Raw genomic sequence first — 14402 nt, 5'->3', positions numbered from 1 at the left:
ATTAAGCGATCACCATTTTTTGCGAAATCAACATTTTTGGATGCACAATACATTGATACTCCCCATTAGTAGACAGCTGTTGTGTATTTAATCCAATTAATACTTTGTTTACAACAATAGAACTACCTTCATGGTCAACTTGCACACTGTCAGGCTTAATTGCCCACAAAAATTGACTCTCTACTCCTACTGCACGGAAAGGAATTAAGCGTAATTTGGTCGCCCAACCAGAATCATTTTCTGGTATTTGAGGAATTTCTGTTTTGGAATAAATTTGTTCTGTTAACCAAGATGGTAAGCAATGTTCTAATGATGAAACATGCATAATCATAACAGGTGTTTTTGTTAATGGGTCATAAAGTTGGTTCCCACTGTCAATAAGACCTGCGAGTTCTAGTTCTTCTTCGGCTAATTGAATTTTTACTTTCACAATTTGATCATAGTGTATTTTCGTGACCTCTACGCTTTCAATACGCTTTTTAGAAAAATAATAAATTACTGGAAAACCAAAAATAACAAATAACCAACTAATTGGATCACCGTAAGAAATTGACTGAGATTGAACCAATCCATTTACCATTTCATTCGTTTGCAAAAAGAAATGAGTTCCAATTAATCCTCCGCCAACCATAAAGGTTACAAAGTAAAAAGTAAAAACAGTTTGTGCATAATTTCTAAATGTTGTAAACCCAAATGCTGTATACACAATAAGTAACGAGTATAGTAGTTTCATAATTGGATGTGTCATCATAGAAGCAAAAGGAGTAAAGGCAAAAATAACAATAGTTGAACCTATAAATGCCCCTAACACAAGCCTCCATCTTTTGATTTTCTTTTTTAACACGGTAGCTGTTAATAAAAGCAAAAGAAAATCAATGCAGGCGTTTAACAACCAAACAACGTCGGCGTAAACAACCAAACAATTCACCTCTTTTTTCAAGTTGAGACTAGTATAATGCATATCCAATAGGAAAGTGTGTCAATTTGCGGAGGTGTTTTTTTGTTATTTTGTGATTTCTAGACATAATCTGTCGGTAAAAAATAAAAGTACAAATTCATAGAATGATATACTCTTATTTTCACAAACAAAATATATTGAAATATACGAAATAAAAAAAAAGACCTGCTTAGCAGGTCTTTTCCATAAAAAACAAAAAGGAGCATGAAAGCTCCTTTTTTTATCGTCTACGACGGTTACGTAAAAATGCTGGAATATCGATATCATCTGAATCTGAATGACGCTCATGTACAACTGGCTCTTCACGCTTCATTTCACGTTTTACTTCACGCTGTTTTGAAGGTTGAGCTACTGGTTGTTGCTGTTGTTGCGTGTGGTTCGCATTCGGACGAATAATTGGTTTTGGTGGTTGAGTTGCAATGCTATCATCAAAACCAGTTGCAATTACAGTTACAACGATATCATCTTTTAATCCTTCGTTAATAACAGAACCGAAGATCATATTTACTTCTGGATCTGAAGCTGAAGCTACGATGTCTGCCGCTTCTTGTACTTCATATAAGCTTAAGTTAGCGCCACCCGTAATGTTCATGATAACACCTTGAGCTCCATCAATAGATGTTTCTAGTAATGGGCTAGAAATCGCTTTTTTCGCAGCTTCTGCAGCACGATTTTCCCCATTACCAGAACCAATACCCATTAAAGCAGAACCTCTATTAGACATAATTGTCTTTACGTCTGCAAAGTCTAAGTTAATTAAACCTGGCGTTGCAATTAAATCCGAAATACCTTGAACACCTTGACGTAATACGTTATCAGCTTCACGGAATGCTTCTAACATTGGCGTATTTTTATCAACAATCTCTAATAAGCGATCGTTTGGAATTACAATAAGAGTATCTACATTTTCTTTAAATGCTGCAATACCAGATGCTGCTTGCGTCGCACGCTTACGTCCTTCAAAAGTAAATGGACGTGTTACAACACCTACTGTTAAAGCACCTAATTCTTTTGCAACTTGAGCAACAACTGGAGCTGCACCAGTTCCAGTTCCACCGCCCATACCGGCAGTTACGAAGACCATATCCGCACCACGAAGTGCTTCTTGGATCTGTTCTTTACTTTCTTCTGCAGCTTTTTTCCCTACTTCAGGGTTTGCGCCTGCACCAAGTCCACGCGTTAATTTTCCACCAATTTGCATTTTTGTTTCAGCTTTTGATAGATTTAATGCTTGTGCATCAGTGTTCACAGCGATAAAGTCTACACCTTGTACACCGTGTTCAATCATACGGTTTACAGCATTGTTTCCGCCACCGCCGACACCGATAACTTTTATATTCGCTAATTGATCTTGAGTAGTATCAAACTCTAACATGTCGAAATCCCCCTAGAACCTCATTTTTCGTGTCCAATTTTAATCCCATAAATAACGGAATACACGTTTTACTTTTGACATCATGCGGTCATCATTTTGATTATTATTGTTTTGATTACGAGTTTTTTGTTTCGTGGGTTGCTGTTGTACCGGCGTTGGTGCTGGTGCTGGTACTGGTTCAAAATGCTCTTGCTTTTCCTGCACATTTTTCCCACGTAATTTAGCTTTTTGATAAGAATGTTTAATTAATCCAACTCCACTTGTATATTGGGGCTCACGCACACCAATATAATCAGGAGTTGCTACACGAACATTTTCATGTAAAATATCATATGCAAGATCAAGAACACCTGGCATAGAAGCAATTCCGCCAGTTAGTACATAACCAGAAGCCACTTGCTTTACTCCTAACTTACGCACTTCATCTTGAACAAACATTAAAATTTCCTCTACACGAGCCTCTATTATATCCGATAATTCCAACTGAGAATATTGTTCTGTTTGATCACTTCCCATAATAGGAACCGTAAACATCTCTTCTTCAGATGCTGTATCATAAAAAGCATGTCCATATTTCAACTTAATTTGATCTGCATTTTCTGTTGAAGTTTTCAACCCAATCGCAATATCTTTCGTTATATGGTCTCCACCTAATGGTAATACGCTCGTCGCTTGTAACTCTCCATCTTTAAAAATAGATAAAGTTGTAGATCCTCCCCCCATATCAACAAGGGCTACTCCTCTATTTTTTTCATCTGAAGATATTGCAACTGTTGCAGCCGCTAAAGGTTGAAGACAAATATCAACAATTTCAAGACCTGCTTTTTCTACACAACGAAGTAGGTTATGTAGTAAAGTTCTCGAGCCTGTAATAAGTGTACCTTCCATTTCTAATCTTACACCGATCATCCCGCGTGGATCGTTAATCTCGTCAAGACCGTCTACGATGAACTGTCGAGGTACCACATCAATAAACTCACGTTCTGGAGCAATTGACACAACTTGTGCTGCATCTAGAACGCGTAAGACATCTTCATTCCCGATTTCACGATCTTCATTTGAAACAGCGACTACTCCGTGACAAGGAAGTAGCTGTACCTGGTTTGCATTGACACCTACTACAACTTGCTCAATGTGGATTCCCACCATGCGCTCAGCTTGTTCAATTGCTTTTTTAATTGATCGAACAGTCTCGTCTATATCAACTATCGATCCCTTCTTTAAACCATTTGATTTTACATTTCCAACACCAATAATGTTTAAGCTGTCATTAACCATTTCACCAATGATGACTTTAACATTGGATGTACCGATGTCAAGACTAACATATATTTCATTGCTGTTCATTCTTTGGCACCTCCTTCTTTATTTATACCATACAACTCAATATATGGAACAACAATCGCAACTTTACTATTTATAAGAAAAATATTCAACGTCTTTATACGTTTCCCTTTTTTAACCCTATATTTTTCTTATTTTTATTTAGCATTCAATTAAGAATATCGCAGTAAACTATGAATAACTGCTTATCTTGAAATAATTCTATTTCGAGTGTAAAGTTTACCGCCAAGTATAAGTCTACACTAAGATGTACTCATAGAAAAGTGAAACTTGTACCAATACTAGTATGAATCTAAGAATTTTTACATATTTTTCATCAAATGAACCATTCTTCTAAATTCGTATACACATAATAGAACATTCGTTTCGTTTTTTCTGCTATAAGTAACGAAAACTACCATTCTATTCTTTTTTTTCTTCTGCACCTAATTCTTTCGTATATGCACCTACTTCTAAGTCAATTAATACCTTCTTACCTGGCTCAATTGTTTTTAAAATAAGCGGATAGGCTTCCATACGTTTTGCGAAATTTTGAATTGTAGTGCTCACTTCATAACCTTCATTCATATATAAAGTAAGATGATCTTCATTCGCATTCGTTGGTGAATAGCGAATCTCCGAAATAGATTTTAAAATAGCTGGTGTTAATTTTTCTAGTTCAGCGATTAACTCCTTCATTTTCTCTTCTTTAAAAGGTTCGAAAATCGGTGCTGCAACAGGAAGTTTTCCATTAGGTAGTACATCAAGTGTTTTTCCATTCTCTAATAACGGTTGTAATTTTCCCTCTTTATTTATATAACCAATCGTTACATATTCTTCGATATGAATATCAATATTGTTTGGAAAACGTTTTTTTACATTTACTGCTTTAATTTCTTTTCGCTTCGTTAAGTTTTCTTCAGCTTTATGTGCTGTCACTCGGAAATAACTTGTATCATATGTCACGCCTGAATCCTTCATTACTTGTTCATCCGTCATATAGTGATTTCCAAACACACTAATCTTTTTTATATTACTAAGCGGAGACCGAAAATAAATTAAAAAGAGCACTAATAAAAATAAAATTGATATGTATAAAATCAATCGATGATTAACATTTTTTTTGTTTTTTTTCTTCTGATTTTTCAATTTTGGTACACGATCTTGTAGTTTAATCACTTTACTATTATTCATGTACGATCCCCCTATGTAACATAAAGAACGGCATGTTCCTCATGCCGTTCTTATCTTCTTATTATAACATAAATGATAATGAGCGGAACGAATAACCGTTATCTTCCAATGATTTCTACTTCTGTGTGCATATCTACATCAAATTTATCCTTAATTGTATGTTTTATTAATTCAATTAAAGACAATACATCTTGCGCTGAAGCTCCCCCGGTATTAACAATAAAATTGCCATGCATTTCAGAAATTTGAGCTCCACCAATCCTATAACCACGAAGCCCTGCTTTTTCTACTAAATCTCCTGCAAAATGTGGGATTGGATTCCGAAATACACTTCCTGCACACGGGTGATTCCATGGTTGCGTTTCACGGCGGTAATCTTTATTATTTTGCATGCTACGTACAATTTCTTCACGTTTTCCCGCCTGTAATTGAAACACCGCCTCTAAAACAATACCAGGACGTTTCGTTTGCAATACAGATGCCCGATAAGAAAACTCCAGTTCTTTATTCGTTAACCAGTCAATTGTACCGTCTTCAAACAGAATGAGAGCCTTCGATAATACACTCGATATATCCGATTTATGTGCACCTGCATTCATATATACTGCACCACCGACACTTCCTGGAATACCGCTTGCAAACTCCAATCCAGCTAACCCTTGACGACTAAGTAAAGTTGACAATTTAATAAGAGGATATCCACTACCAACTCTTACCTTATGTTTTTCGACCTCTAAGTGATCTAATCCTTCTCCTAAACGAATAACAACACCTTCTATGCCTTGATCAGATACAAGAAGGTTTGAACCGCGACCAATTACAGTCCACTTCGTTTTGTATTGTTTTACTAACTGTAATGTTTTTTCAATACCGGCTACATGCTTTGGCACAATTAAAATATCCGCTGGTCCACCTATTTTCATAGTTGTATAACGTGCTAACGGCTCGTTAACTAAAACACGACCAACGTCTGCTTCTATAAGCTCATTTACTAATTGTTCCATAGACAATCTCCCCCATATTAAGTCTCCTTATGACAATAATATGCAGGGCATTCACCTAACGTTATCCCTCTATTTACGGGCAGTACAGCTCCTAAATCAAAATTAGGCGATAATAAAGAAATTAGGCGGAATGAGGATACCAGTAAACATCCGATTAGTGAAAGGTAATAATCAACGAGAGAGAATCACTCCCCGCTGATTAAAGCCTCACTTTATTTTTTTACAAGCTTATTCATTACTTCATACAGCTTATTTGCTGCATCTGGAATACCTAGTTGCTTAGCAGCTAGCTTCATATTTTGTAATGTTTGTGCATCTAATAAAATCTCATCAATATCACGAATAAGCGTTTCAGCTGTTAAATCTTTTTCTAGTAACATTTTTGCCGCTCCTTTATCAACAACTGAACGTGCATTCTTTTCCTGATGATTATTTGTTACATACGGACTCGGTATTAACACACTTGGTTTTCCTAACGCTGTTAATTCTGCAAGTGTTGTTGCCCCAGCCCTTGAAACAACAAGGTCTACACCAGTTAGTACCTCTGGCATATTATGAATGAACGGCTTAATAATAACATTGCTTGGGTTCCCTTTTTGCTTCACGGCTTCCATCACTTTGTCATAATGTACTTCACCTGTTACATATAGTATTTCGTAGCTTTTGTTCCCAAACTGTTCAATTGCTTCAACGAAGGCATCGTTAATCGGTCTAGCCCCACGACTTCCACCAAATATAAGTACAGACTTTTTAGGAAGAGAAAGCCCAACTGAACGTTTCCCCTTCATTCCATTTTGATCCATTACCTCTGATGCTCGTGGATTACCTGTCATTACCACTTTTGACTCTGGAAAATGCTCTATAGCTGCTTCAAAACAAACAGCAACTTTATCAACATAACGGCTTAAAAACTTGTTCGTTACACCTGGTACACTATTTTGTTCATGTACAATAGTTGGAATACCTAATTTGGCTGCAGCGTATACAACTGGTCCACATACATATCCACCCGTTCCAATTACGATATCCGGATTAAAACGACGAATATATCGTTTACTATCCTGTACACCTTTTAGAAAACGCATTACTGTTTTCACATTATCTAATGATATTTTTCGTTTAAATCCACTTATAACAATAGATTGAAATGGTATACCTGCTTTTGGAACGATTGTACTCTCTAGTCCATTTTCCGTACCAATATATAAAAATCTTGCTTCTGGATTTAACTTTTTTATTTCTCTAATTAAAGCAAGAGCTGGATAAATATGACCACCAGTACCCCCACCACTCACTAATACACGCACTACTAACTCCTCCGCTTCTCTTTTCTTATTTCCATTATATTTATTTCTATATACATATTGCATTTTTACACACATACGAAAAACCCTGTCTTATAAACAGGGTTTAGTAGCGAGAATGGCGACTTATATTTAATAATACACCTACTGCCATTAACATTAATGTCAAACTTGATCCACCATAACTTAAAAACGGCAAGGTAATACCCGTAACAGGCATCAGTCCTGTTACAACACCAACATTAATCATTACTTGAATCGCAATCATCGCCACAATACCTACTGCTAAAAACGTACCATATAAATCTGGCGCTCCTAATGCGATACGAATCCCGCGCCATAATAATAGACTAAATAATAATAACACAAATGAACCACCAATAAAACCTAATTCCTCGGATAAGATCGCAAATATAAAGTCAGTTTGTGGTTCAGGTAAATAAAGAAATTTTTGTCTACTTTGTCCAAGTCCAAGCCCAAATAATCCACCAGGTCCAATTGCAAGTAATGATTGGATAATTTGAAATCCACTCCCGAGCGGATCTGACCACGGATCTAAATATGATGTAATGCGTTTCATTCGATACGGTGCTGATGCAATTAACCCTACAAATCCTGCTACACCAATCAAACCAAACATTGCAAAGTGAAAGACCCTCGCTCCCGAAATGAATATCATAATGATACATGTCCCAACCATTACCGTTCCTGTCCCAAGGTCTGGCTGTAACATAATCATCCCAAAAGCAAGAAACACAAAACTAAGAGCCGGTAATAAACCACGTTTAAAAGATGTAATCAATTTTTGCCGTTCTGCTAAAAACTTTGCCAAGAAAATAATCATCGCAAACTTCATAAATTCTGACGGTTGAATCGAAAATGCTCCGATTCCAATCCAACTTCGTGCTCCTCCTCGAACAAGACCTACTCCAGGAATAAGAACGAGAATAAGAAGAATGAAGCAAACTAGCAAAATCACTTTTGAATACGTACGCCACACCCAATAATCAATTTTCATAATAAAAAACATAGCTACTACACCAAGACCCGCAAACAGTAATTGTCTTTTTGCAAAAAAGAATGAGTCCCCCATTTTATAAGAGGCCCAAACTGCACTCGCACTATAAACCATAATCATTCCGATTGTCAACAATGAAAGTGTTACGATGATGAGCATAAAATCAGGCGTTTTCTTCATTACCCACAAACACCACCTCTTTAGGCAGAACCTTTTGCCCTATGTAACAAAACATCAGTAGGTGTTAGCCTACTGATGTTTTGATTTACTTTATATAAGTTTATGCACAGCTTGTATAAAAATGTCTCCTCTTTCTTCAAATGTTTTAAATTGATCCCAGCTTGCACACGCTGGAGAAAGAAGAACGACATCACCATCTTTAGAATGAGCATAAGCTTTCACCACTGCTTCATCTAAAGTATCGACACTTTCAATTATATCTAATCCCGCTTTTTCTGCCGCTCTTACTAGTTTAGGAGCTGTTTGTCCAAATGTTACAATCGCTTTTACATTTTTGAAATACGGAATTAAATCATCGAATTCATTTCCGCGATCAAGCCCACCTGCTAGTAACACAATCGGTTGTGTAAACGCAGATAGTGCTTTCTCAGTCGCTAACATATTCGTTGCTTTTGAATCATTATAAAACTTACGGTTGTTAATCGTTGTTACATATTCTAAACGATGTTTTACACCCGTAAAACGTTTTAACACGACCGTAATTGCTTCATTAGAAGTACCTAATAATTTCGCAATACTCATCGCAGCTAAAATATTTTCTAGATTATGTTGACCAGGTAAAACGATATCGCTTACTTCAACAACTTTTTCACCTTTGAAATAAAGAGCGTTATCTTTTATACACGCACCATCTTCAATTTCTTTCGTTGTCGAAAACAGGATTTTTTGACCTTTAGAATACGCAGACAAAGCCATCACATCTGCATCATCCGCATTTATTACACTATAATCATTTTCTGTTTGGTTTTTAAAAATATTTGCTTTTGCTAAACCATATTCTTTCTTCGTCCCATGATAATCTAAGTGGGCCTCAAATAAATTTAAAAACGCAGCAATTTTAGGTTGGAACAATTCTACTCCCATCAATTGAAACGATGAAAGTTCTGTAACTACAACTTCATTTTCTTTTGCATCCTGTGCTACTTCACACGCTACAGTTCCAATGTTCCCTGCAATTACAGGATGCTTTTGTCCTTCTTTTAGCATTTCAAATGTCAGCATTGTCGTCGTCGTTTTACCGTTAGACCCCGTAATCCCAACAAATGGTGCTTCTGAAATACGATATGCTAATTCAACTTCCGTAACAATCGGAATTTGTTTTTCTTTCGCAGCAACTAATATTGGATTAGAATACGGGATTCCTGGATTTTTTACTACAAGAGAAATATTTCTCTCTAATAATTCTAAAGGATGACCACCGCATACAACGTCCATTCCTTTTGCTTGTAATTCTGCAGCAAGTACATTCTCTGCTAAAGGCTTTCCGTCATTTACAATAACATTTGCCCCTAGCTTTTGTAACAATGTAGCTGCTGCATAACCACTTTTTGCAATACCCAATACAAGAATATTCTTATTTTGAAATTCAGTTACAGTTTTCAATTACATCCACACCCCGATATAAATTCCTAACACAGCTAATAAAAATCCTGCAGACCAAAACGTCACAACAACACGCCACTCTGACCAACCGCATAATTCATAATGATGGTGTAATGGACTCATTTTAAAGACACGTTTTCCTGTTGTTTTAAATGAAATGACCTGAATGATAACCGATAAAGTTTCCATTACGAATACTCCGCCAATAATTACAAGTAGCAATTCTTGTTTTAATAAAATCGCTACAGCTGCAATGGCTCCACCTAAAGCTAATGAACCTGTATCTCCCATAAACACTTTTGCTGGATTCGCATTGAATACTAAAAATCCAAGTACAGCTCCTACAACTGCCATACAGAATATCGCTACTCCAAATTGCTCTTGTGCCACAGCAATAATACTAAATGCTCCAAATGCAATAGCAGCTGTTCCTGATAATAAACCATCTAAACCGTCAGTTAAGTTAACTGCATTTGATCCACCAATAAGCATAAATAGTACAAGTACGAAATACGCCCAACCTAATTCAAACTTAACATCCGTTCCCGGAATCATGATGTATGTGTGGAACGCTTGCCCTTTTCCAATTAAAAAGAATGCAATAGCAATAACAAGCTGACCTACTAATTTTTGCTTTGATGTTAAACCAAGATTTCTCTTCTTAACTACCTTTATGTAGTCATCTAAAAATCCAATCAATCCGTAACCAAACGTCACTAATAGTAATAACGAAACCTCTGCACCTAAATAATTAAACTTAATCGCCATAATAAGTGAAGTTACCATCATAGATACGTATATGACGATACCACCCATTGTCGGTGTCCCTGATTTTTTTTGATGTGACTTCGGTCCCTCATCACGAATACTCTGTCCGAACTTTAATTTTCTTAAAAATGGAATAAACAATGGCGAAAGGGCAACAGAAATTAAGAATGCTACCCCAGCCGTTACTAATAAACCTTGCTCAAGCACATGTAGTCCTCCTCTCACGTTGTTACTCTTCGTTGTTTAAACGCCCTGTAATTGCTTCTTTAGCAACTTCACGATCATCGAAATGATGAACTTCTTTACCAATAATTTGATACGTTTCATGCCCCTTACCAGCAATAATAATGATATCATCTGCTTTCGCTTTAGCGATTGCATGGTGTATTGCTTCTTTTCTATCAATGATCATTTCATAATTTTTCCCGCTTGCACCATGTACCATATCATCTAAAATAGCCGCTGGATCTTCACTTCTTGGATTATCTGATGTATAAATTGCATGAGTTGCATATTTTGTTGCAACACTTGCCATTATCGGTCTCTTCGTTCGGTCCCTATCGCCGCCACAACCAACGATACAATACACATCACCTTTTGCAAATTGTTTTGCAGTTTTTAATACATTTTCTAAACTATCTGGCGTATGTGCGTAATCAACAATAACTGTATAATTTTGCCCTCCATCAACAACTTCAAAACGTCCTGGAACCCCAGCTAAATCCTTTATAACAGCAATGATTGTTTCTAATTTCACACCCGAAACAAGTCCTGCTGCTGTTGCTGCAAGTACGTTATATACATTAAATTTACCTATTAATTTCATCGTAACATTTACACTTTCATATGGTGTGACAAGCGTAAATGTAGTCCCGCCACTCGTCATAACGATATTTTTTGCCATAATGTCACTTGTTGTATCAATACCATATGTTACAACTGTTGCTGCAGTACTTCTCATATACTCTTCTGTTACATTATCATCGCTATTCAGCACAGCGTACTTTTCACGATTATGATTATAACTATTGCCAAGCTGTGCAAATAGTAACCCTTTTGCATGTTTATATTCTTCCATCGTTTTATGATAGTCTAAATGATCTTGTGTTAAATTCGTAAACACCGCTACATCGTAATCACATCCGTGTACACGACCAAGATTTAACGCATGTGACGAAACTTCCATTACCGTGCTGTCCACACCTTGTTCAACCATTTTTGAAAACGTCTGTTGAAGTGTTAGTGCATCTGGTGTTGTATTTTTCACCTCAAATGTTTCATCACCGATTTTCATATTAATCGTTCCAATTAGCCCTGTTTTATGACCATGTGCTCGCATAATCTCATCCATAATATGCGATGTTGTTGTCTTTCCATTTGTACCTGTAATTCCGATTAAATGTAACTTGTGTGTCGGTTGACCATAAAAATAATCAGCTAAAACCGCTAACGAACGAAAAGTATTTTTCACAAGTACAACTGGAACGTCAACATCAATTGGTCTTTCCGCAACAATAGCAGCCGCTCCTTGTGCCGCTGCTTGCTTAGCAAAATCATGGCTATCAACCGTATATCCTTTCATACATACAAATAAGCTTCCCTCTTTCACTTTACGTGAATCAGCTTCTATAGATGTGATTTCTGGATTTTCTTTTGGAACAACTGGAAAATCATGCAAACATGATACAAGTGTATGCAACTTCATTTCACTAAACCCTCTCTACATTGTTTATTTATCTTTTTTTCAGTAAGCAACACATTACCTCCTATATAAGGAGGTAAGTGCTACTGACCTATTTATGAATGAGACACTTACTGTCTCAAATTAAGTAACTGTTCTATAAAGAACTCACTTCCACCAATTGTACCATAAAACGTACTATGTTACCTTTAATTCCCGAAGTAAATTCTAATTTTTGAGCCTTCTTTTACTTTAGCTCCCGCTTCTGGTGATTGTTTAATTACTTTCTCTCCATCTCCACTTATATCAAGCTTCAAATCGACGAGTTGTGTTTGTAAGTCTTTCTTTTTCATTCCAATTAAATTCGGAACTTCCACAGTTGGTGTATCGCCCCATTTATATTCTTTCTCAACTTGTTCTTTTCTCGGTTTCACTCCCATAACAGGAAGCGCATCTCGAAGGATATTCCCGACAATCGGAGCTGCTACCACTCCACCAAACTGTGTAACCCCTTTTGGATTATCAACAGCAACATACACAACAATCTCTGGATCATCCGCTGGAGCAAATCCGATAAAAGATACTATATAATTATTCTCTAAATATTTACCATCTTTCACCTTTTGAGCAGTACCCGTTTTTCCACCTACACGATATCCATCAATATAAGCACCTTTACCAGAACCTTTCGCTACAACATTCTCTAATGCATAACGAACTTTTTCTGAAGTTTCCTTGGAAATAACTTTTCTTTTCTCAACAGGTGTCTTTTTACTAACAACTTGATTATTTTTCGGATCAATAAACTCCTTAGCTATATACGGCTGATACAATGTTCCACCATTTACAGCCGCCGCTACAGCTGCTACTTGTTGAATTGGTGTAACAGAAACCCCTTGGCCGAATGAAGTTGTTGCTTGCTCTACTGGACCAACTTTATCTAAATTAAATAAAATCCCACTGCCTTCACCTTGCAAGTCAATTCCAGTCTTCTGCCCAAAACCAAAATTACGAATGTATTTAAATAATCGGTCTTTACCAAGGCGATCACCAAGTTCAATAAATCCCGGGTTACATGAGTTTTGAACGACTTCTAAAAACGTTTGACTGCCATGACCTCCTGCTTTCCAGCATTTCAATCTAGCTCCACCTACTTCAGCTGCTCCATCATCATAAAACGTATCCTTCTCTAAGTCTACTAAATTTTCATTCAATGCTGCAGCTAATGTAATGATCTTAAATGTTGAACCAGGCTCATACGTACTCCATACAGGTAGATTTCTGTTATACACTTCTGGAGAGACACTTTGAAAATCCGCTGGGTCAAAACTCGGTCGACTAGACATACCTAAAATTTCACCATTTTTAGGATTCATTGCAATCGCAATCATACCGTCAGGATTATAAGTTGACTCCGCAATATTCATTTCTCTTTCCATAATCCTTGTAATACGCGCATCGATTGTTAATCCTAAATTTAAACCAGCTTCTGGCTTTTTGAAATCATCACCAACATTAGGCATCCTTTGTCCTTTCGCATCTGCAAAAAAACGCACATGACCTTTGTCCCCATTTAGCTCTTTATCATAATATTTTTCTAGTCCCATAAGACCTTGGTTATCGCTACCTGCAAAACCTAATACATGTGATAAAAAGTTTCCAAATGGATAGTACCGGATAGAATCCTCTGCGATATACACGCCCTTCAAACTTAATCCTCGTACTTCTTTCGCTTTGTCATGTGATATTTTCCTTCCGCCTTTATCTAACCTTACAATCGATTCTTTTTTTGTAATCCTTTTATAAATCTCATCTTTTTCCACACCTAATACTGCAGCTAACTTCTCTGCAGTCTCTGCTGGTTTTTCAATTTGCCTCGGTACAACAAAGACAGTTGGAGCACTTTTATTCGTGGCAAGTTCCACACCATTTCGGTCTAAAATTTTCCCACGTTCGGGTTCAAAAGTAATATTACGACTCCATGAATCTTTCGCACGATCCGTTAACATATTCCCAAGAAAAAATTGCACATATCCAAGACGAATATCGATAATAGTGAAAATAAGTATACCTGATATAAGTATAAAAATAAGTCGTTTTCTAACTGTTACATTTGATACACGCATATCGGAACAAGCCTCCCTTACGCCTAGC

At 36.6% G+C, this 14402-nt stretch carries 11 protein-coding genes; all 11 read right to left on the bottom strand.

Annotated elements, in window-relative coordinates; genetic code table 11:
• Nucleotide 1: 1 nt before the first annotated feature.
• The gene (gene spoIIGA, locus HMAS_RS05020) at nucleotides 2–919 is read right to left on the bottom strand and encodes a sigma-E processing peptidase SpoIIGA (protein ID WP_000261975.1); all 918 of its coding nucleotides are present in this window, start codon (nucleotides 917–919) and stop codon (nucleotides 2–4) included.
• A 259-nt stretch (nucleotides 920–1178) separates the two neighbouring features.
• Nucleotides 1179–2333, bottom strand: a complete 1155-nt coding sequence (gene ftsZ / locus HMAS_RS05015) for a cell division protein FtsZ (RefSeq protein WP_000888984.1) — start codon at nucleotides 2331–2333, stop codon at nucleotides 1179–1181.
• A gap of 39 nt (nucleotides 2334–2372) precedes the next feature.
• Complete coding sequence (gene ftsA / locus HMAS_RS05010; RefSeq protein WP_001087558.1) at nucleotides 2373–3680, bottom strand: cell division protein FtsA; 1308 nt, start codon at nucleotides 3678–3680, stop codon at nucleotides 2373–2375.
• Nucleotides 3681–4079: 399 nt separating this feature from the next.
• On the bottom strand, nucleotides 4080–4850 hold the full coding sequence (gene divIB, locus HMAS_RS05005) for a cell division protein DivIB (protein ID WP_001065794.1): 771 nt from the start codon (nucleotides 4848–4850) through the stop codon (nucleotides 4080–4082).
• A 98-nt stretch (nucleotides 4851–4948) separates the two neighbouring features.
• Nucleotides 4949–5854, bottom strand: coding sequence for a UDP-N-acetylmuramate dehydrogenase (gene murB, locus HMAS_RS05000; RefSeq protein ID WP_000437024.1), 906 nt, complete (start codon nucleotides 5852–5854; stop codon nucleotides 4949–4951).
• A 212-nt stretch (nucleotides 5855–6066) separates the two neighbouring features.
• Nucleotides 6067–7161 carry an undecaprenyldiphospho-muramoylpentapeptide beta-N-acetylglucosaminyltransferase gene (gene murG, locus HMAS_RS04995; protein ID WP_025709060.1) on the bottom strand — a complete coding sequence of 365 codons (1095 nt, stop codon included), beginning with the start codon at nucleotides 7159–7161 and terminating at the stop codon, nucleotides 6067–6069.
• 103 nt (nucleotides 7162–7264) lie between these two features.
• Nucleotides 7265–8356 (bottom strand): stage V sporulation protein E, encoded by a 1092-nt coding sequence (spoVE, locus tag HMAS_RS04990; protein ID WP_000753524.1) that lies wholly within the window; start codon nucleotides 8354–8356, stop codon nucleotides 7265–7267.
• A 90-nt stretch (nucleotides 8357–8446) separates the two neighbouring features.
• The gene (gene murD / locus HMAS_RS04985; protein ID WP_000860116.1) at nucleotides 8447–9799 is read right to left on the bottom strand and encodes a UDP-N-acetylmuramoyl-L-alanine--D-glutamate ligase; all 1353 of its coding nucleotides are present in this window, start codon (nucleotides 9797–9799) and stop codon (nucleotides 8447–8449) included.
• Nucleotides 9800–10774 carry a phospho-N-acetylmuramoyl-pentapeptide-transferase gene (mraY, locus tag HMAS_RS04980; protein WP_000893060.1) on the bottom strand — a complete coding sequence of 325 codons (975 nt, stop codon included), beginning with the start codon at nucleotides 10772–10774 and terminating at the stop codon, nucleotides 9800–9802.
• A 22-nt stretch (nucleotides 10775–10796) separates the two neighbouring features.
• Entirely contained in the window at nucleotides 10797–12272 is a 1476-nt protein-coding gene (gene murE, locus HMAS_RS04975) for a UDP-N-acetylmuramoyl-L-alanyl-D-glutamate--2,6-diaminopimelate ligase (RefSeq protein ID WP_000766320.1), read from the bottom strand.
• A gap of 185 nt (nucleotides 12273–12457) precedes the next feature.
• Nucleotides 12458–14374, bottom strand: a complete 1917-nt coding sequence (locus HMAS_RS04970; protein ID WP_001266234.1) for a stage V sporulation protein D — start codon at nucleotides 14372–14374, stop codon at nucleotides 12458–12460.
• Nucleotides 14375–14402: the final 28 nt, after the last annotated feature.

The sequence above is a fragment of the Bacillus sp. HMA207 genome (genome assembly GCF_003402455.1).
In the GTDB taxonomy this organism is placed as follows: Bacteria; Bacillota; Bacilli; order Bacillales; family Bacillaceae_G; genus Bacillus_A; species Bacillus_A cereus.
The sequence above is the reverse complement of the archived record's forward strand: the minus strand, read 5'-3'. Positions and strand labels throughout refer to the sequence as shown.

What these genes read in the sequence shown, in the direction of transcription:
- ftsA (WP_001087558.1), bottom strand. Translation starts at nt 3,680, where the DNA reads ATGAACAGCAATGAAATATATGTTAGTCTTGACATCGGTACATCCAAT.
- murB (WP_000437024.1), bottom strand. Translation starts at nt 5,854, where the DNA reads ATGGAACAATTAGTAAATGAGCTTATAGAAGCAGACGTTGGTCGTGTT.
- murE (WP_000766320.1), bottom strand. Translation starts at nt 12,272, where the DNA reads ATGAAGTTGCATACACTTGTATCATGTTTGCATGATTTTCCAGTTGTT.
- spoVE (WP_000753524.1), bottom strand. Translation starts at nt 8,356, where the DNA reads ATGAAGAAAACGCCTGATTTTATGCTCATCATCGTAACACTTTCATTG.
- ftsZ (WP_000888984.1), bottom strand. Translation starts at nt 2,333, where the DNA reads ATGTTAGAGTTTGATACTACTCAAGATCAATTAGCGAATATAAAAGTT.
- HMAS_RS04970 (WP_001266234.1), bottom strand. Translation starts at nt 14,374, where the DNA reads ATGCGTGTATCAAATGTAACAGTTAGAAAACGACTTATTTTTATACTT.
- divIB (WP_001065794.1), bottom strand. Translation starts at nt 4,850, where the DNA reads ATGAATAATAGTAAAGTGATTAAACTACAAGATCGTGTACCAAAATTG.